Origin of the sequence: Neobacillus sp. OS1-2 (genome assembly GCF_030915505.1) — a bacterium.
Classification (GTDB): Bacteria; Bacillota; Bacilli; order Bacillales; family Cytobacillaceae; genus Neobacillus.
Map to the genome: position 1 here is coordinate 1,874,921 of NZ_CP133265.1, position 18,062 is coordinate 1,892,982.

At 38.0% G+C, this 18,062-nt stretch carries 15 protein-coding genes and 4 tRNA genes; 4 read left to right on the top strand and 15 right to left on the bottom strand.

Annotated features, from left to right (window positions below):
* Nucleotides 1-16: 16 nt before the first annotated feature.
* Both RCG19_RS09165 and RCG19_RS09170 read right to left on the bottom strand, forming a co-directional pair.
* Nucleotides 17-1,225, bottom strand: a complete 1,209-nt coding sequence (locus tag RCG19_RS09165) for a substrate-binding domain-containing protein (RefSeq protein ID WP_308110605.1) — start codon at nt 1,223-1,225, stop codon at nt 17-19.
* 869 nt (nt 1,226-2,094) lie between these two features.
* Nucleotides 2,095-2,736, bottom strand: a complete 642-nt coding sequence (locus RCG19_RS09170) for an FMN-dependent NADH-azoreductase (RefSeq protein WP_308110606.1) — start codon at nt 2,734-2,736, stop codon at nt 2,095-2,097.
* Between the two features lie 86 nt (nt 2,737-2,822).
* On the opposite strand from RCG19_RS09170, the gene RCG19_RS09175 reads away from it, so the two are divergent.
* The 4 genes from RCG19_RS09175 to RCG19_RS09190 all read left to right on the top strand — a co-directional run bounded on the left by RCG19_RS09175 (nt 2,823) and on the right by RCG19_RS09190 (nt 7,825).
* Nucleotides 2,823-3,758, top strand: a complete 936-nt coding sequence (locus RCG19_RS09175; RefSeq protein ID WP_308110607.1) for a helix-turn-helix transcriptional regulator — start codon at nt 2,823-2,825, stop codon at nt 3,756-3,758.
* 344 nt (nt 3,759-4,102) lie between these two features.
* On the top strand, nt 4,103-5,587 hold the full coding sequence (locus RCG19_RS09180) for a spore germination protein (protein ID WP_308110608.1): 1,485 nt from the start codon (nt 4,103-4,105) through the stop codon (nt 5,585-5,587).
* 8 nt (nt 5,588-5,595) lie between these two features.
* Nucleotides 5,596-6,681 (top strand): GerAB/ArcD/ProY family transporter, encoded by a 1,086-nt coding sequence (locus RCG19_RS09185; protein WP_308110609.1) that lies wholly within the window; start codon nt 5,596-5,598, stop codon nt 6,679-6,681.
* A gap of 13 nt (nt 6,682-6,694) precedes the next feature.
* Entirely contained in the window at nt 6,695-7,825 is a 1,131-nt protein-coding gene (locus RCG19_RS09190) for a Ger(x)C family spore germination protein (protein WP_308110610.1), read from the top strand.
* Nucleotides 7,826-7,907: 82 nt separating this feature from the next.
* On the opposite strand, the gene rlmH is transcribed toward RCG19_RS09190, so the two are convergent.
* From rlmH to RCG19_RS09255, 13 genes are all read right to left on the bottom strand, one after another.
* Complete coding sequence (rlmH, locus tag RCG19_RS09195) at nt 7,908-8,387, bottom strand: 23S rRNA (pseudouridine(1915)-N(3))-methyltransferase RlmH (protein ID WP_166245513.1); 480 nt, start codon at nt 8,385-8,387, stop codon at nt 7,908-7,910.
* A 100-nt stretch (nt 8,388-8,487) separates the two neighbouring features.
* Nucleotides 8,488-8,655, bottom strand: a complete 168-nt coding sequence (locus RCG19_RS09200; protein WP_308110611.1) for a CxxH/CxxC protein — start codon at nt 8,653-8,655, stop codon at nt 8,488-8,490.
* A gap of 133 nt (nt 8,656-8,788) precedes the next feature.
* The gene (locus RCG19_RS09205; protein ID WP_166245517.1) at nt 8,789-10,021 is read right to left on the bottom strand and encodes a S1C family serine protease; all 1,233 of its coding nucleotides are present in this window, start codon (nt 10,019-10,021) and stop codon (nt 8,789-8,791) included.
* A gap of 186 nt (nt 10,022-10,207) precedes the next feature.
* Nucleotides 10,208-11,002 (bottom strand): MBL fold metallo-hydrolase, encoded by a 795-nt coding sequence (locus RCG19_RS09210; protein ID WP_308110613.1) that lies wholly within the window; start codon nt 11,000-11,002, stop codon nt 10,208-10,210.
* Nucleotides 11,003-11,008: 6 nt separating this feature from the next.
* Nucleotides 11,009-11,806 (bottom strand): two-component system regulatory protein YycI, encoded by a 798-nt coding sequence (locus RCG19_RS09215; protein WP_166245521.1) that lies wholly within the window; start codon nt 11,804-11,806, stop codon nt 11,009-11,011.
* Nucleotides 11,793-13,115, bottom strand: a complete 1,323-nt coding sequence (locus RCG19_RS09220) for a YycH family regulatory protein (RefSeq protein WP_308110614.1) — start codon at nt 13,113-13,115, stop codon at nt 11,793-11,795. Before RCG19_RS09220 ends, RCG19_RS09215 begins: the two co-directional genes overlap by 14 nt.
* Nucleotides 13,112-14,938 carry a cell wall metabolism sensor histidine kinase WalK gene (gene walK / locus RCG19_RS09225; protein ID WP_308110615.1) on the bottom strand — a complete coding sequence of 609 codons (1,827 nt, stop codon included), beginning with the start codon at nt 14,936-14,938 and terminating at the stop codon, nt 13,112-13,114. Before walK ends, RCG19_RS09220 begins: the two co-directional genes overlap by 4 nt.
* A gap of 6 nt (nt 14,939-14,944) precedes the next feature.
* On the bottom strand, nt 14,945-15,655 hold the full coding sequence (yycF, locus tag RCG19_RS09230; RefSeq protein ID WP_166245526.1) for a response regulator YycF: 711 nt from the start codon (nt 15,653-15,655) through the stop codon (nt 14,945-14,947).
* A 200-nt stretch (nt 15,656-15,855) separates the two neighbouring features.
* The gene (locus RCG19_RS09235; RefSeq protein ID WP_308110616.1) at nt 15,856-17,301 is read right to left on the bottom strand and encodes a peptidoglycan DD-metalloendopeptidase family protein; all 1,446 of its coding nucleotides are present in this window, start codon (nt 17,299-17,301) and stop codon (nt 15,856-15,858) included.
* A gap of 408 nt (nt 17,302-17,709) precedes the next feature.
* Nucleotides 17,710-17,782, bottom strand: a tRNA-Phe gene (locus tag RCG19_RS09240).
* An 8-nt stretch (nt 17,783-17,790) separates the two neighbouring features.
* A tRNA-Asp gene (locus RCG19_RS09245) sits at nt 17,791-17,867 on the bottom strand.
* Between the two features lie 3 nt (nt 17,868-17,870).
* Nucleotides 17,871-17,942, bottom strand: a tRNA-Glu gene (locus RCG19_RS09250).
* Between the two features lie 36 nt (nt 17,943-17,978).
* Nucleotides 17,979-18,054: transfer RNA gene (locus tag RCG19_RS09255), tRNA-Lys, on the bottom strand.
* Between the last annotated feature and the right edge of the window lie 8 nt (nt 18,055-18,062).

Consider the following 18,062-nt stretch of genomic DNA (forward strand, 5'->3'; position numbering starts at 1 on the left):
TAAAGTCTTCAACATACTACTTAATAATCGGAGCAGAGATATCTTTCTGATATTGTGATTCGGTGATGAATCCTGCCTCAACTTCATAATGTAAACCTTTTTGTTCACCTGTTGGGTTCTTAACTAATTCATCTGACATTAACAGCCAAGTTTGCACTTCTTTCTTACCATTGTTCATAGGAGCATCAGATGATTTCGGCTTCTTGCCATCAGCGATCTGAGTCAAGATTGACGTTGTCTGATCTGCGAGTAGGGCAACATTCTTGAAGACAGTCTGTGCCTGTGCACCGTGCTCAATGTTGGTGATCGCGATATCCATACCATCCTGGCCGGTTATGACTGGCCATGCAGATTTGTTCTGCTGGTTTGAAGCAGAGTATGGAATAGATGGAGACATATCAGGACGTGCATTCTTGATTGACTTCATAACACCTAGTGAGATGGCATCATATGGAGAAAGGACAGCGGCGAGTGGCTTATCTCCAAGCTTGGTCATAAATGCATCCATTTGTTTTTGTGCTTGGGTTTGATCCCATGCGTGAACAGAGATCTTCTTCCAATCTGCATCTGTAGTGTCTTTGGTTACAAGACCTGATGGATCAACCAATTGGCCTGACTGGAAGTAAGGCTTTAGTAAATCCCAAGCCCCCTTGAAGAAGTAAGGTGCATTGTTATCATCATCCGAACCAGCAAAAAGTGCAATGTTTAGGGGTTCAGTCTTACCACCGTTACCCTTCAAATCAAGCTTATCTATAATGGTATTTGCCTCAAGGATACCAGTGCGTTCAAGATCGAAAGTCACATAATAATCTACGGCCTTGGTATTCATTACTAAGCGGTCATAAGAAACGACAACGCCGCCTTGTGATTCTGCCTGCTCAACCGCCGGTCCAACAGCAGTGCCATCAACTGCTGCAACGACAATTGCCTTTGCACCAGCAGAAACCAGATTGTTGATATCATTTGACTGCTGTGATGGGCTGTTATTTGCATACGCGAGCTTAGTCTTGAATCCTGCTTTTTTGAGATCCTTAACCAAATTGGCACCATCAACATTCCAACGCTGATCAGCTTTAGTAGGCATTGAAATACCAACCAAATCACCTTTTTTAAGCGCGGTACTTGTTGATGCTGAAGTACTACGGCTAGGACTGCTACAAGCTGCCATTACTGCAACACTAGTAATAGTTATAAAGGCGGTACTTGCTAACTTTTTAAAGTTCATTTTAAATGTCCCCTTTTTTATTTACATTTTAAATTCCAATTTTGAGAAATATTAATACGTTCTAAAATTGCTATTAATCTTGAAAACGTTTAAAAAAATAAAAACTAAAAACAATTCAGAATGCGCTCGTCCCCATCGCGCTAAACCCAACCATGCCAACTTATTTCAAGTACAACCCCATAATGTTTAATAAACATTGACGGCTATTGCACGATACTTCAAACGTAAGCCCTTCCAAATATCTTTAAAGAATAGGTCTACTAACCATTTTTAACTTAAATTGTCCCATTCATAACTTCCAGATGCTGCAGTTTGAAAGGTTGAATCTACGAATCTACTAACTTAGCTTTTATTCGAGCTGATATTTATCCGTACATATTTAGGGGCGGAATTCGGTTATCTGAAGTTATTGCTGTCCTAACTTTCTCCATATTTTATATTCTCCCTCTTTTTAAAATAATAACGCTTACAAATAATGTAGTATTTTTGTACGTACATGTCAATAAAAAAATATATATATTTTTAGATGTACGTATAAATATTCCTGTACAACATAACAAGTAGACTTCTTCCTGTATTCATAGTACCACTCACACCTTGTACAGACGAGTGGGTCCTTTTTCCTTTTGCACTGATTCTTCTACGCTTCAGAATATTGGCCTCCATATGAAAAATACCACAGTACCAAGGACTGTGGTGCGACAAATTATATGCTATCTTATCTATTAGAAAAACCTCATTTACTTATGATACGGTTCACCTCAACAATAGGAAACTTTAATTAAATCTTAAAAAAACCTGCTAGGAACATAAAATTTCTAGCAGGCTTTTGCTCATTTTATCGATTTTTTTATTCTGAGAATATACAATTATTTTTCGTAAAAATGGCTAAACGCTTTATCAAGATTTAGATTCGCACGCTCCCACACCTTATCAGCAGACAAGATATCCGTTCCTTGAGCGCGAACCAAATCAAACTGGCTAAAACCCATGACATTAGTAAACATCTCTTTTAGATAATTTGGGGCAAAATCTAATGCAGTATAACGGTCGTTATTAGTATAGATACCACCTGAAGCTTGCAGTAGAAGCAATCGATAGTCATCAGTCATCAGTCCCACAGAGCCAGATTCTGTGTATTTAAACGTTTCACGAGCGATGAGGATGTTATCCATGTAGTCTTTTAGTCGAGATGTAATGTTAAAATTATGCAGCGGCGTTGAAATGACGATACGATGATAGTCCTTGAATTGTGTCAATAATGCAGCAGATTGTTTGCCAATCATTGCTTCAGTTGGATTTAGTGCTATGTCAGACTGTTGTTTATTCCAAATAGCAAGTAATCCATCTGCTTCAATTCTTGGAATATCCAAATCATAAAGATTAATGATTGTCAGTACATTGTCTGGGAATTCATTCTTATACTTATCAATAAATTTATCTTGCAATTGGACAGAAAAGTGATTGTGGTTTGTAAAATCAGGATGGGCGTTAATAAGTAAAGTTTTCATATTAAATCTCCTTTGTTTTTGATAAACTAAGTATACTGTTTAAAGGTGACAATATAAGACACCATTAAACAAAGGCGGAGGAAAAAATGAAAAAAGCAGAACGACTCAATCAAGAACTTATTTTTTTGAGCAATAAACACGAATTCCAATTGAAAGATTTGATGAAAGAATTCCATATTTCTAAAAGAACGGCACTAAGAGATATTGAAGAATTGGCTAGGATGGGGTTGCCTTATTATACAGAAAGCGGCAGATATGGGGGTTATAAATTAATTAACCAAACCTTGCTACCTCCAGTTTATTTTAACAATGACGAGATTCGAGCTATTTTTTTCGCATTGAACGCCCTAAACCTTCTCTCAAGCACACCTTTTGAAAAATCATATGCCCATATCCGACAGAAATTATTTGCTACTTTACCTAAGAGTCAGCAAGAATATCTTGATAGGATGCTTGAGGTGGTTCGGTATTATGGTGTTGCTCCAATTAATCCGCCAGAATATCTTGCACTCATCTTAACTGCTATTATGGAAGAAAAAATTGTTCGAATGATATATTCTCAATATGAAATAATTAACATTGATTTGCAGATCTATGAATTGTTTTATCGCAATGGCATTTGGTTTTGTAGTGCTTATGAGGTAAATCAAGAAATGTGGGGAACATATCGCTGTGATTATATGTCTGAGTGCGAACTTCTTGAAGAAATGGAACATACCTACTCACATAGAGAACTGAAGAAATTTCAAGAGGATCACGAAAATAATTACCATAACATCCCTTTTCGCGCTCGATTAACTTCGTTTGGAAAAGAGCTATTTTTAAAGCATCATTATCCAAATATGGTGCTAGAAGAGAAAGATGGTATCTCTTATCTGACTGGTGGCTATAATGAAACTGAGCTCGACTATATGACGCATTATCTTTGTTCATATGGAAAACATGTAAAGATTGAATTTCCAGAACAGCTCAAGGAAAGTTATCTCCAACAACTTGAAGAAATAAAGGCACAATATCTGTGAACACATGTAAACACAGGGATGGATCCCTTGTTTTCTTATATGATTCAGTAGATCCGTCCCCGTGTTTTTTTATAGGTTTTGGTTAAAATTCATAGCCTTTTTTTAGAAAAAACTCCTTTACTTATGATACGGTTCTCCGTAACGTATCTAAATGAGGATTTATCACCCTCTTTGATTACGCAGCAACTTATCCTGTTTCCACACAGTTTATTACACTTTTATCTTTTACAATTCAATTCAAAACAAGTCCATAAACTACTTTGTGGACTTACTTTTTTATAAAGCCTTGTATAAGATGGTTTTTTTTTTCAAATAATAAGAAAAAATTATTAAGGATTTTTCAAATGGCAAACACACCAAATAACAATAACTGCCCAAATTATAATAGAATTAAATATATCCTCAACCAATCACCAGATTTACTTTGCAGGACAATTGAGGTCGCTGGAATTTGTCTGGAAGTTGTCTTTATGAAAAATTTAATTAAGAATGCAACAGTTAATGAATACGTTATTAAATTCATTCAACAGCTGCCAAAAAAAGATATCACCCATTCTTATTTAATGAAGAATATCCCTATTGACGAGGTAAAGATTGACTTTAAGGAACAAGAAGTTATTTCTTCACTTTTAAATGGATTCGTTTATATTTACTTATTAAAAGAAAATAAAGCCCTTTTAGTAAATTGTGCTAATCCAATTGAAAGATCCATCGAGAAAGCAGAAACTGAATCCTTGGTATACGGCCCTAAAATTTCGTTTACAGAATCATTGTCTTCTAATATAAAAATTATCAGACAAAATCTAAATAATTCTAATTTGTGTACGGATGAATTAGAAATAGGAGAACGTGTTAAGAAGAAATTAAGAATTATTTACATTAAAGATATAACGGATGAAGACATACTAAAAACACTTAAGCAGAAGCTTGAAACTATTACAACTGATGATATAATTGACAGTTCAGTTTTGGCACAGTGTCTTGAAGATAATCATTATTCCTTTTTTCCTCAGTTTATCATGACAGAGCTGCCCGATCGATTTCTCTATTCTATTTTAAATGGACGAGTTGGTATCCTTTTAGATCGAAGCCCAGTGGCTATTATTGGACCTGCTAATTTTTTTTCGTTTTTTGAATCAACAGAAGATATTTATTTACGCTGGCCTTTAAGTACTTTCATAAGATTTATACGGTTCTTGGCTATGGCTGGATCACTGCTATTTACAGCATTCTATGTTGCAATCCTTACCTATCACTTTGAACTTATACCATCTAAATTGTTAATTGTCATTGGGCAATCACGTTCACAAGTTCCTTTTCCCCCTTTACTAGAAGCAATATTAATGGAATTATTAATTGAATTACTTAGAGAGGCAGGGGCACGTCTTCCATCAAAAGTAGGTCAAACAATGGGGATTGTTGGAGGGATTGTTATTGGTCAAGCAACTGTTGAGGCTGGCTTAACTAGCAATATTTTAATTATTATCGTGGCATTTAGTGCATTAGGGGCCTTTTCAGCTCCAATTTATGAGATGGGGACTGCTATAAGAATTACCAGATTTCCCTTCATTATTCTAGCAGGTGTTTGGGGTATTAATGGGATTGTGATTGGCGTCTGTGTACTGGTTGTCCACTTGTTAAAGTTGACATCCTTAAATAGACCTTATCTTGCACCTCTATACCCGTTTAGGATAAAGGATTTAAAATACTTTCTCATACGGCTTCCACACCATTTTTATAGGAAACGTCCTGTTGTCAATCGTCCATTAAACGTATTCCGGATAGGATGGAAATTTAAAAAAACAGAAAACGATTTAGATGAATTTTGAGGTGGATAATGAAATCAAATATTAGTTTTGTAAACGCCTATATTGCTTTCTTTATCATTCACACTTCACAAATCGGAATGGGCATACTTGGCGTCCCTAGAATTGTTTTTCTTGAAGCTAAGCAAGATGCCTGGATCAGTGTTCTACTATCTGGACTATTCATTAGTGTTATCATTTGGATGATAATTAGCATCCTTGGTAAATATGAAAACTGTAATCTTTATGAAATACACGAGAATTTATTTGGCCGCTTTATAGGCAGTATCATCAATACCTTTATGGTTATTTACTTTATTGCAGCTCTTTACTCTATCATCATCGCTTATGTTGAATTGTCCCTGACATGGGGATATGAAGGAGTTGATGAATGGGTAGGTGTTTTAGTGCTATTATTAGTAACCATTTATGCTGTATCTGGCGGATTCAGAGTAATTGCAGGAACATGTTTCTTATCCTTCTTAATGACTATTTGGCTGGTATTTGTTTTTTATCAACCACTTGAATCAATAAACTTCACTAGAATTTTACCCGTCATGTCGGCAACCCCAGCACAAATAATGAAAGGAGTATTTAAAACCAGTTTTACAATGTTAGGTTTTGAAACTTTATTTTTTATTTTTCCATTTATAAAGGAGAAAAAAAAGCTGCTTTTTTTTAGTCAATTAGCAATCTGGTCTACTACACTTATTGTCTTTATAACAACTGTTATTTCGATATTATTTTTTAGTCCAAAGGAATTAGAAATACATATTTGGCCTGTCGTCAGTATGATAAGCACGGTCCATTTTCCATTTCTTGAAAGGTTTGAATTTATTGCCGTTCCATTATGGATATTGGTTATTTTTCCAAATTTATGTTTATACCTGTTCATTTCTACTAAAGGAGTAAAACAAATATTTCATTTAAAACAAAAACATGGTATATGGGTAATCTCAATAATCATTTTTATCACGAGTTTTTTTGTCACCAAAAGAGTCGACAATAACCTTTTTTTTAATCAAGTTGGTCATGTCGGCTTTTACCTATGGTTTATCTATCCGATCTTGTTATATTCCATATCAAACATTAAATCTAAACTTTTTTCACATTCTTAACGGAGTTGAAAAGATGAAAAAATGGCTTATTCTATTTTGTTGTCTTCTCTGTACTGCATGCGTGCCCCCTGGAAAAATATTAGAAAGGCAAGGGATTTCAACTATTATTGGTTATGATTTACTTGATAAAGATACATATAAAGGCTCTATTAGCTTGTTGCAATTCGACCGTAAAGAAGAAAAAACAAGTGAAACCATTTCTGCCGTCGGTACTACAAGCAAACAAATAAGACAAAGGTTAGAACAACAAACAAGCCACGATATTACATCTGGACAATTGAGGACAATACTTTTTGATAAAGATATAAGTGAAAAGATGGGAATTTCATCCTTTTTAGATTCAATGCAACGGGACAGCAGCATTGGATCATTAATATTTTTGGCCATTACAAACCATACTGAAGAAGTCATTAAAAATAATAATTATGAAGAATACCCTGAGATGGGATCATATATTTATCATTTATTAGAAAAGCAAGCAAGGAATGAAATGTTAATAAACTCCAACCTGAATGATTTTTTCTCCACTCTATATGAAATAGGCATCGATCCTACCTTACCTATTATATCGAATAAGAATGGTGCAGCACCCTATATTGAAAGGGTGGCATTATTAAAGGATGATAAAATGGTCGGTTCTATTTCTTTGACAAAAACCTTGTTCATAAAATTGTTCACCAATCGCAGGGCTTCTTTGGGAGATATAACATTAAATATTCCTATAGAGGTTTTAGAAAAAAAGGGAATACCACTAGTCGAAAAGCCAAAAGGAGATAAATTTAAAATTACAATTCACCCAATAAAGCACCGAGGAAAAGTTAAATTATCTAACGAAGATGACTTTTATCTAAACGCAACGATTAAGGTTTCAACTATAGAAGTACAGCCTGCAATTACTCTTAACAATAAGAAATCTTTAAAAAAATTGGAGCAACTGCTTGGGGAAGAACTAAGCAAAGAATTGGGGGATTTTCTTGAGGAGTTAAGAAAATTAAATACTGATCCAATTGGCATTGGAAGAAAAATAAAAAGCATCAGAAGATATTCCAATTTAAGTGATAAAGATTTGAGGGAAAAGTATTTAAGTTTAAAGTTAAAATCAACTATTAAGGTTGAAATAAAACGAACAGGTGCTGTTGATTAGTAAAGATAGTAGAGAAAAAACTCTACTATCTTATTCTTTCAAGTATATTACGTTCAAGAAATTTAACGAAGAAGAACCTCATTTACTTATGATACGGTTCTCCCCGATTTATCCGAAACGCCCGATAAATCTGTTCCACTAAGATCAGCCGCATGAGCTGGTGGGGGAACGTCATCCGCGAAAAGGATAGTTGTTCGTTCGACCGCTTCAAAACATCTTCACTCAATCCCAATGACCCGCCGATCACAAAGGCAATTTTGCTCTTTCCATATGTAGCGAGTTTATCTAATGAGCTCGCTAACTCCTCCGAAGATGCTAGCTTACCTTGAATGGCTAAGGCTATTACATATGTATCCTGACTAATTTTTGCAAGAATTCGTTCGCCTTCTTTTTGCTTTACCTGTATCATTTCCAGTTCGCTTAATTCTTCAGGGGCCTTTTCATCAGATACTTCAATGACTTCTACCTTTGCATAGGCAGTCAATCTTTTTAAATATTCCTCAATTCCTTGTTTCAAATATTTCTCTTTTAATTTACCAACCGTTATGATCGAGATATTCACAATCCACAACCCTTTTTATTTGATTACAAACAGCTTACAAACAAGTTATCCACAGAGGTTATCCACATATTCACAATTTTTATCCACATCTTGTATGGAATCATTTGTTCTCTACCATATATACAGCTCGTTTTTCGCAATATTCACAGCCTGTTGATGACTTATCCACAGGAATTTGTGATAATACAGGATATGTTTGATATTGATCCACAATATCATCTAATGCAATTTCTATATGTTCCTCACAACTATAAATCAACCTTTTCACCTTCCCGAACTAGATCGTTAGTATTATTTTGAACTTTTCTACCTGCAATCATACTTATAACCCCACCTATAATACCATAATAAAAAGCAGGGAAGTGGACCACACATTCACTTTCCTGCTTTAACATACCGAGTTATTCTAATTTTTCCGCTGATAATGTTAAGGTTGTTTCCTTTAGCTTACCATCCCGGTAAAATTTGATCGTCATTTTCTCGCCAATTTTCTTTTTCTGGTATAAATGTTTGCGGAGGTCGATGACGTCATTGATTTTTTGTCCGTCCATTTCGACGATGACATCAAGCTCCTTTAATCCTGCCTGTGATGCTGGTGAATTGGCAACGACCTGCCTTAAGGCTACCCCATAATTTATATCACGAGGGAGTTTCAATGCTTCCTCCTGATAATATGCCGGAATTTCCGCTACTGATTTTAAATCTACTCCCATATACGGGCGCTTTACTGTGCCGAATTTTTCAAGGTCATCAATGATTGGCTTAGCAGAATTGATTGGGATCGATAAACCAATCCCTTCGACTGCATTTTGGGCGATTTTCATCGAGTTAATCCCAATCACCTGGCCTGCCATATTGATAAGGGCACCACCGCTGTTGCCGGGATTTATCGCCGCATCTGTTTGCAACACCTCTGACTGCCAATCCACTAAACCGTCCTGATTGATGTCAGTAGGAATCGTTCGTTTTAACCCCGAGATAATTCCTTGTGTGACGGAACCGGAGAAGGTGGCGCCGAGTGGATTTCCGATGGCGATGACCGGTTCTCCCATTTTCAAACTGTCAGAATTACCAAATTCCGCCACTTTTTTTACTTTGCCAGCATCAATGGTAAGCACCGCTAAGTCCGTCCAAATATCACTACCTAAGAGTTCTGCAGGGATCTTTGTTCCATCCGCCATCGTTACTTCAAGTTTAGAAGCACCCTCGACAACGTGATGGTTGGTTACAACAAAGGCCTTATTACCTGCCTGTTTATAAATAACCCCAGAGCCTGTTCCAGTGGGCTCTTCGGCATCGGCATTATCCGTCCAAAAGCTTGAGGACTGAATGTTGTTGATACCGACAACGGCATCGCCAGTCTTTTCAACCGCTTTGGTAATATTGGTATTCACATCATAGGAAACCTGCTGTTGAATCACATTTTGCTGGTTCGTACTATTGGTTTCCGTTGCCGTATTTTGATTTGGATTAATTGTATAGGGCAGGACACCTTGCTTTGACAAGGTGGGAATGGAAAAGACCACGACAAGTGCACCAATAATGGCTCCGATTAAACTAGTGAGAAAATATCCGCCCCTTTTTCCTTTTTGCTCCCGATGACGCCCCTGTGGATTCTCGTCATAATAACCCATTAACACCATTCCTCTCTTCCCGAAAAGGTTGCTATCTACTATTTTGGCTTATAATAACAATTATACTCGTTCAACCTTAAATTACTAAAAAATTGTATCTAGTTCTGGAAAACTTACGAATTTGTTCATATCTTTTTCATAATAAAATGAAGCCCCCTTAAAAAGGGCAGCTTCATTCTTCAAATTCTATACGGCTGTTAAACTAGTTGGTATTTTCGGATCTGTATCATATAACTGGAATTGCTCACCGATTACATGACCACGGCTCTCGAGGGTTTGTGCGACCGCCATCTTTGCTAAGTCTTTCATGTTGTTATCAAGGCTTAAATGGGCAAGATAGACACGTCTTGTCCGATCCCCGATCACATCACTCATGGCCAGTGCTGCATCCTCATTAGAGACATGGCCGACATCGCTTAAGATTCGGCGCTTGATGTTCCAAGGATATCTCCCCATCCGCAGCATTTGCACATCATGGTTCGATTCAAAAATATAGACATCAGCATTGGTGATAATCCCCTTCATCCGGTCACTTACATAGCCGGTATCGGTAATCAAAACGATCTTTTTGCCACCATGATAGAAGACGTAAAACATCGGTTCCGCAGCATCATGGGAGACACCGAATGATTCGATATCAACCGATCCAAAACTCTTTACCGTTTCCATGTTAAAGACAAACTTTTGCTCTGTCGGAATCGCGCCCACTGAACGTTCCATCGCGCGCCAGGTTTTTTCATTTGCGTATACGGGTAAATGATATTTACGGGCGAGGACACCAATTCCTTTAATGTGGTCGCTATGTTCATGCGTGACAAAAATTCCGGTAAGCTTGCTGATATCACGGTCAATTTGTCCGAAAAGCGACTCCATCTGTTTTCCGCTAAACCCAGCATCCACTAGAAAGGAATGTTCATCAGACTCTACAAACAGGGCGTTCCCCGTACTCCCGCTTGCAAGGATGCTATATCGTAACGTCATACTGCCTCACTCCACTTTACTATTTTCATCACTATTAAAATCAATAATTTGCCCTTCAAAGGCATTGACAAACAAATTTTCCTTTTCATTAACAACAAAACGCCAGGTTGGTGCTAACACCTGGGAAGCCGCTAATTTGACCTTGGAAGAATAACCAAGTTCAATCTTAGTAATTTTACTCTTTGGCCGTAATACACCCTTTTGATGCAACGTTTCAATTGCTTTTATTGGAGTGAGGATATCCTCCTTGGCTGTTAGCGTTTTAAAGTCCTCTAAATAGGTTTGTTCGTAAGAAATAATTTGATTATCGCCATTGAGCGTAAATGTAATCATTCCTTTTAAATTTTGATATAGGGGGAATGATTCATATTGTTGAAGATAGGTAATTGTATTTTTCTTATCATCTTTCTCCCAAAATTGATAGTGTTCACCGAAAAGGACATTTTCCTTAAAAAAAGCAGATAGATCGGCTGGCTCAAATTTTGCACTTAATTGAATGGGCCTATCCAAGGTTACCTGCAACGTATTGCCCGCATCCTTTACTGAAACTGCCTGACCTTTCAGCTTTGCTAAATCACCCTTCGAAAAGGTCTTAGACGTTGAACTGAGATATTGCCCCTTTATCGATGTCTTCGGAAGCTCATTATAGGTAATTTCATCTGCCTTCAGTTTTTCTTCAAAAGAAGCCTCTGTGGCTATTTCATACTTATTGGCATCCCGGACTTCCATGAATTGAAATAGGAGATACACATCCAGAATTAAGAAGGTAATAATAAAAATAGTTTTTATTTTACTCCAATCCATACTTCAATCCTCCCTGATTTTCCATCGTAATTTGCTCCCAATTTCCATCATAAAGATAGAACCAGGCAGGTTCTAAAAGGATTAATTTTTTCTCCTCCGAATCCCTGTCCATTCGATAGCCCAAAATCAGTTTATCAAGAAGCTCTGGCTTAAAGTTTTTCTTCTTCTGTAAATACTCCACGACAGCATGTCCCGATGGGAGGGTAGCCTTTTTTGTTTCTGTTACTAAATCTAATGAAATATTGGGCCGGACATACCTATTAATTTCATCCTTACCCCAGACTTCATTAATTTCAGAAAGTCCCCTATCGTTAAAAACAGGATATCCTTCCATGCTGTATAATCGGAAGGTAACAGATTGTTTATATTCACTTTTTGAAACGTACCGAAAGGCATCTGTCCAACCACCGTGTTCATTTACAAAATCAATACTTCTTTTCACTAGACCATAAGAGCTGTCAAGATAATTGTCAGCTGCAGTCGGATTCACATAACTAAGAATATTGGTATCATTATTGATAATCAATTTACTCGAGTCGTTCGTGTATTCCTCACTTTGCGGTAATACAAAACTTTTTTGAACAAACCTTGGGTCGTTAAAAAGGGCACCCTTAAATTCATCAGAATTAAGCGTAACCGGTAAATATTTATACGCGGTCATCTCTGTTTCAGCTTCGGGCAGAAAGAGCGTATGCTTGTCAGTTGCTTTATAAGCGAAATACTGAGGGTAGCGGTTAGCATTTTTATAAAATTCACGATTAAATTCATTTACATTAGCGGATGAGATATGACCGATATAGACTTGTTGATTTTCAGAGGAAACAAAATATAAAATTCCATTTTCCTTTTCTGCATTATCAACATTAATCAAAATTCGATTGAAGTTGAAGGAAGGGACCCTTTTTCCTTCAATCGTTAACACACTTCGATATAATTCAATCGGAACCTCACCAGGGAAAATAATCTCGGCGTTACCACTGCTATGGATTAATTCCTCGATGTTTTCCACTTTATCCGAATAGTTTCTTACATCAAAAATCGACCACCGGCCCATATCCTTCATCAGCTTCTCAAGTTCAGCTGAGCTGTTTGTTCCATAATGCTGACCTTTTATGTGGAACAATACTTGATCTGGTTTAACAATTTTCTGAACCTCTTGTTTCTCACTTACCGTTACTCCGGCAACATAATTGCTATTTTCCTCGAGCATGTCAAATTTGGGCTGGTAAGTCCAAAGACTCCATGTTAACAGAATACTAACCAAGACTAATATGGTTAAAATGCCTGACTTAATATTTTCGTATCTCATGACCATTCATCCTCTTCAGAACGCTCATATGGCAGTGTAAAGGAAATTTCCGTTCCTTTTCCTTCCTCACTTTTCACCCAAATATCCCCGCCATGAGCATGAACCATTTCCTTTGCAATCGCCAGTCCAAGTCCTGTCCCGCCCAATTTTCGGGTCCTTGCCTTATCCACACGAAAAAAACGGTCGAATATCTTACCAATATTCTCTTTCGGAATCCCCACTCCTTGGTCGGACACACTGGCAATAATCTTATCTTCCTTTTCCTTTATCGAAAAAGTAACCCGACCACCTTCTGGTGAATACTTTAAGGCGTTGGAAATAATGTTGTATAATACCTGGGTCATTTTGTCTTCATCGATTTCGACAAAGATGGCTTGCTTTGGCAGCTTTCTTTTGAAGATAACATTTTGCTCCTTGGACATCTCAAACCGATCGATGATCCGGTCGTAGAAATCGACAAAGTTCACCCACTCCATGTTTAGCTTGTAATCCGTACTATCCATCTTGGATAATTGCAGCAAGTCATTAACAAGACGGATCATCCGCTCCGTTTCGGTCCGTGTTACCTCTAAAAAGTTGGGCGCAATTTCCTCATCCTGCCATGCCCCATCCGCAAGTGCTTCTAAGTAACTGCGCATCGTTGTGAGTGGCGTCCTTAGTTCATGAGAAACATTCGCAACAAATTCTCTTCTTTCTGCATCCACCTTTTCCTGCTCCGTAATATCATGGAGGACACAAATTAACCCATTCACAAAACCTGTTTCTTTTTGAATAACGGAGAAGTTAGCCCTTAATATATAACGTTCTGCTTTTGTACTATAGTCTAATATTAAAGAGTCCTTTTCCTCAAGCAGGTCCTCGAAGGTATTCGTATCTTCTAAACTTAATAATGAGACAATTGGCTGGGAAAGGACTGTTTCACGTGAAACATTCAGCATGTCGGCAGCAGGCTCATTGATTAAGATAACCCGTCCTTTTCTGTCGGTAGCAATTACGCCATCCGTCATATAGGATAGGACCGATGACAGCTTTCTACGTTCTCCTTCCGTTCCCGCTTGCGCTTCCTGAAGCTTTTTTGTCAGGTTATTAAAGGCAATTGCCAATGTCCCTATTTCATCATTACCGTATACTTTCACCTTCCGTGAGAAGTTCCCTTTTGCCATCGCTTGTGCCTGCTTCTTCATATCAGCAATGGGTCTAGTTATGGTCTGTGCCAACAAAATCCCTAATACGGCAGTAATCGATAAGGCGATTCCTGTTCCAGTAGCAAAAATCTTATTTATCGTTTTCATTTGTCCAAACACATTTTCAATTTTCGCGACAAGATCAATAGCGCCGATCACTTTTTTCCCTGACTTTATCGGGGTAGAAAGGACCCAAATTCGATGTCCTGTTTGTGGATCAATTTTAATCGCACTCTGATCCTCTTCTAACACCATCGATTGTTTGATTCGAAGCTCCGTTGTTCTTTGCCCGACAACGCCTTGGTTACTTTGATGCGAGGTCCCCAGAATTTTAAGCGATCTATTTTCAATGACACGGACCTCAGATATATCCCCAGCGTTGAAGTCGCGCAGGATTTTCTTAATATCCTCTTCGACGGTAGGGTCTTCAGGTGTTCTTTCCTTTTCCATTTCCTCCACAATATTATAGGCAAGCAAATTGATCCGTTCCTTTAACGAGGATTGGAAGTTTGTTCGTAATGTTTCTTCAAGCTGTTTGACAAAATAAACTCCAATAATTTGCATGGCTACTAAGATAAGGAGGACATAGATGATCACAAATTTTACGTGTATAGAGCGAAAGAAACCAACCTTTTTCATTTAGTGCTACTCCTGTTCAGGATTACGTAAATAGTAGCCAACCCCACGACGTGTGACAATCCATGTTGGATGGCTCGGGCTGTCCTCAATTTTTTCACGCAAGCGTCTAACGGTCACATCGACAGTCCGTACATCCCCGTAATAATCATACCCCCATACCGTTTGCAGCAAATGCTCTCTCGTCATAACCTGGCCAATATGCTGCGCTAAATAGTAGAGCAATTCAAATTCACGGTGTGTGAGTTCAATCGTTTCACCCCGTTTTGAGACAACATAGGCATCAGGGTGAATCACTAGCGAGCCAATTTCAATTTCATTTGTTTCATTTTCCGCATCTGCCTGCGTTAGGATTTGGTTGTGGCGACGTAAATTTGCCTTTACACGGGCAATTAATTCCCTCGTGCTAAATGGCTTTGTCACATAATCATCCGCACCCAGCTCAAGCCCTAACACTTTATCAATTTCCGAATCCTTGGCTGTTAGCATAATGATGGGCATTTCATATTTCTTCCGAACCTCACGGCACACTTCCATCCCGTCTCTTTGCGGGAGCATGATGTCCAAGAGAATTAAGTCAGGCTGTATTTCATCTACCAATCGGAGCGCTTCGTTTCCATCGTAAGCGCAATAAACCACATATCCTTCTTTTTTTAAGTTGAACTGCAAAATATCAGCAATTGGTTTTTCATCGTCAACAACAAGAATTTTCTTATCCATACCATTGCTCCTTTTCATTCATTTACAATCTATATAATTAAAATTAACTAGAAGTCATAACTGTACTAGTTTACTTTACCATTTTATTTACGTAAATTCATCCATTACTATCATTTAACACAATTGGCATGGGAAATATTGTCTGTTTAACTCGTTTAAAGTAAAAAGCCTCCAGCATCTGCTAGAGACTTTTTTCGCTATTAATGTAAAACAGAAAGTGGGTTAACTAAGCTGCCATTTTTGTACACTTCGAAATGGAGATGTACACCTGTTGCATCACCGGTTGCACCCATGACACCTATCGCTGTACCTTTTGCCACCGTTTGCCCCACTCTAACATTCACTGATGACATGTGGCCGTAGAGTGTACGCATCCCATTTTGATGGTCGATGATTACCTTATTACCATAGCCATCGCCAGTGAACCCTGCGGAAACAACTACACCGTTATCAGCTGCCTTAATCGTTAAGTTGCCCGGTCTGGCAATATCAATTCCTTTGTGCATTCTGCCCCAGCGATGGCCCATTTGACTGGACACATAACCGCCAACGGTCGGCCAGGCAAAGCTGCCTTCACCGCGGGAAGGAATGACCTTTGTTCCCTTTACCACAATGTGGTTGATAGGTTGCGATAGAATCTGTTCATTTGTTTGCTCTTTTTTAATCGTTACACCATTTTGTTCAGAGATCGCATACGTAACCGAACGAGAACCATTTTGACCTGCTTGTTTCTCCTTTGTATCACCCTTTGGCATCGATGCGTCCTCAACCACTTCATTCGCAAAAGGCATTTCTTCTTTTTGGTTTACTTCCTTATCAACAACTACTTCTACAAATGGTTTAAGTGCTGTGACATTCAGGTCCTGCCCGATTTGTAAAAGAGAGTCCTCTGTTAAACCAGGGTTTAAAGCCATAAGGTCCGCTTTCGCCAACCCATGCTTTTCAGCAATTGTTCCGAGGACATCACCTTCTTGAACCGCATACTTCTTTTCTTCTAAGGTGCCCTTTTGTAAAAAGGCAACTGCATCATCTGCAGACAATATTTTTTCTGGAGCAATATTTTTCGCTTCAATTGAAACATTTTTTGATAAACGAACGTCTAATAGTCGAGATTGATTTTCTTGTAATGCAGGTAAGGTCGTAGTTTCTTGCGCTTTTCGTGTCTCTAGTTCCGCTAATTGATCCTCAGTCACATATTGCAGCTTCAGCTTTTTCATCACTTCTTCAGCTGTCTCTTTACTATCCAAGTAAACAGCAGGCGTGCCATCGATCACGATTGCGGAAGCTTCTGCCTGAAGTTCAAACGTATTTTTAATCGTTTGGACTGTCTCTTGATTTGTCGTTGCAGCTTGGAAAACCTGTTCTGGTATGTATTGAACCTGTGAACCAATGTTGAAATTTACATCCTTTAGAGATAACTTGGCGGAGTCGACCTTCTCAGCGATGAGTTTATTTACTACTTCTTTATCCGTAACATTGCCTATATAGGTACCATTCACATACACATGATAAATGGTGGTCATTTTTGATGATGTCGCAAATGCAACCGGTCCGTTACTAAAGGCAATGACAGAAGCAGCCACGGCAGTAACAACAGTTGTCTTTAAGAATAAAAACCCTTTTGATTTTTTATTTGAAAATAACATTTTTTCCTCCTAAACCACGGTAAAACCCTTATCTACTAGACTTTTAATCTTGTAAAGCGTTTTCCAGAATTTTAGCCTCCTTTACTTTAACATAGTTTGATTTAAAAAAATTCGGAGTCTTTATAATGTAACAAAAATGTATAATAGCTGACATTTTCCTACATTTTATTGAAATATGCTAGTCAATTCTTCGTATTTTCCAAATGGATTTTTTTGAAAAGATGGGGGATAAAGCCTATTATATCAAGGTTTGATATAGTTCTAGAGTAATAGACATACATATGACAAAATCGGACAAACAAAAGGAGTATTTTGTAAAAAATAGGAGTAATTATTACAATCCTATTACAAGAGTAACAACAATGAGGGTAAAAAAAGAAGTCTGCGTGTGCAGACCTCTTTTTTGAATGGCTCAGGACGGAATCGAACCGCCGACACAAGGATTTTCAGTCCTTTGCTCTACCGACTGAGCTACTGAGCCATTTTAAGTGGCGGTCTGGACGGGACTCGAACCCGCGACCTCCTGCGTGACAGGCAGGCATTCTAACCAACTGAACTACCAGACCAAATGACCCCTACGGGACTCGAACCCGTGTTACCTCCGTGAAAGGGAGGTGTCTTAACCGCTTGACCAAGGGGCCATAATATGAAAGTTATTTTGCTTTGGCAAAAAACTTTGGTGAGCCATGAAGGACTCGAACCTTCGACCCTCTGATTAAAAGTCAGATGCTCTACCAACTGAGCTAATGGCTCGTACTTAT

Excerpts from the sequence above, each read along its gene's own strand:
- RCG19_RS09210 (WP_308110613.1), bottom strand. The coding sequence starts at position 11,002 with ATGACGTTACGATATAGCATCCTTGCAAGCGGGAGTACGGGGAACGCC.
- yycF (WP_166245526.1), bottom strand. The coding sequence starts at position 15,655 with ATGGATAAGAAAATTCTTGTTGTTGACGATGAAAAACCAATTGCTGAT.
- RCG19_RS09215 (WP_166245521.1), bottom strand. The coding sequence starts at position 11,806 with ATGGATTGGAGTAAAATAAAAACTATTTTTATTATTACCTTCTTAATT.
- RCG19_RS09205 (WP_166245517.1), bottom strand. The coding sequence starts at position 10,021 with ATGGGTTATTATGACGAGAATCCACAGGGGCGTCATCGGGAGCAAAAA.
- walK (WP_308110615.1), bottom strand. The coding sequence starts at position 14,938 with ATGAAAAAGGTTGGTTTCTTTCGCTCTATACACGTAAAATTTGTGATC.
- RCG19_RS09185 (WP_308110609.1), top strand. The coding sequence starts at position 5,596 with ATGAAATCAAATATTAGTTTTGTAAACGCCTATATTGCTTTCTTTATC.
- RCG19_RS09170 (WP_308110606.1), bottom strand. The coding sequence starts at position 2,736 with ATGAAAACTTTACTTATTAACGCCCATCCTGATTTTACAAACCACAAT.
- RCG19_RS09165 (WP_308110605.1), bottom strand. The coding sequence starts at position 1,225 with ATGAACTTTAAAAAGTTAGCAAGTACCGCCTTTATAACTATTACTAGT.
- RCG19_RS09175 (WP_308110607.1), top strand. The coding sequence starts at position 2,823 with ATGAAAAAAGCAGAACGACTCAATCAAGAACTTATTTTTTTGAGCAAT.
- RCG19_RS09235 (WP_308110616.1), bottom strand. The coding sequence starts at position 17,301 with ATGTTATTTTCAAATAAAAAATCAAAAGGGTTTTTATTCTTAAAGACA.
- RCG19_RS09190 (WP_308110610.1), top strand. The coding sequence starts at position 6,695 with ATGAAAAAATGGCTTATTCTATTTTGTTGTCTTCTCTGTACTGCATGC.
- RCG19_RS09180 (WP_308110608.1), top strand. The coding sequence starts at position 4,103 with ATGGCAAACACACCAAATAACAATAACTGCCCAAATTATAATAGAATT.
- RCG19_RS09220 (WP_308110614.1), bottom strand. The coding sequence starts at position 13,115 with ATGAGATACGAAAATATTAAGTCAGGCATTTTAACCATATTAGTCTTG.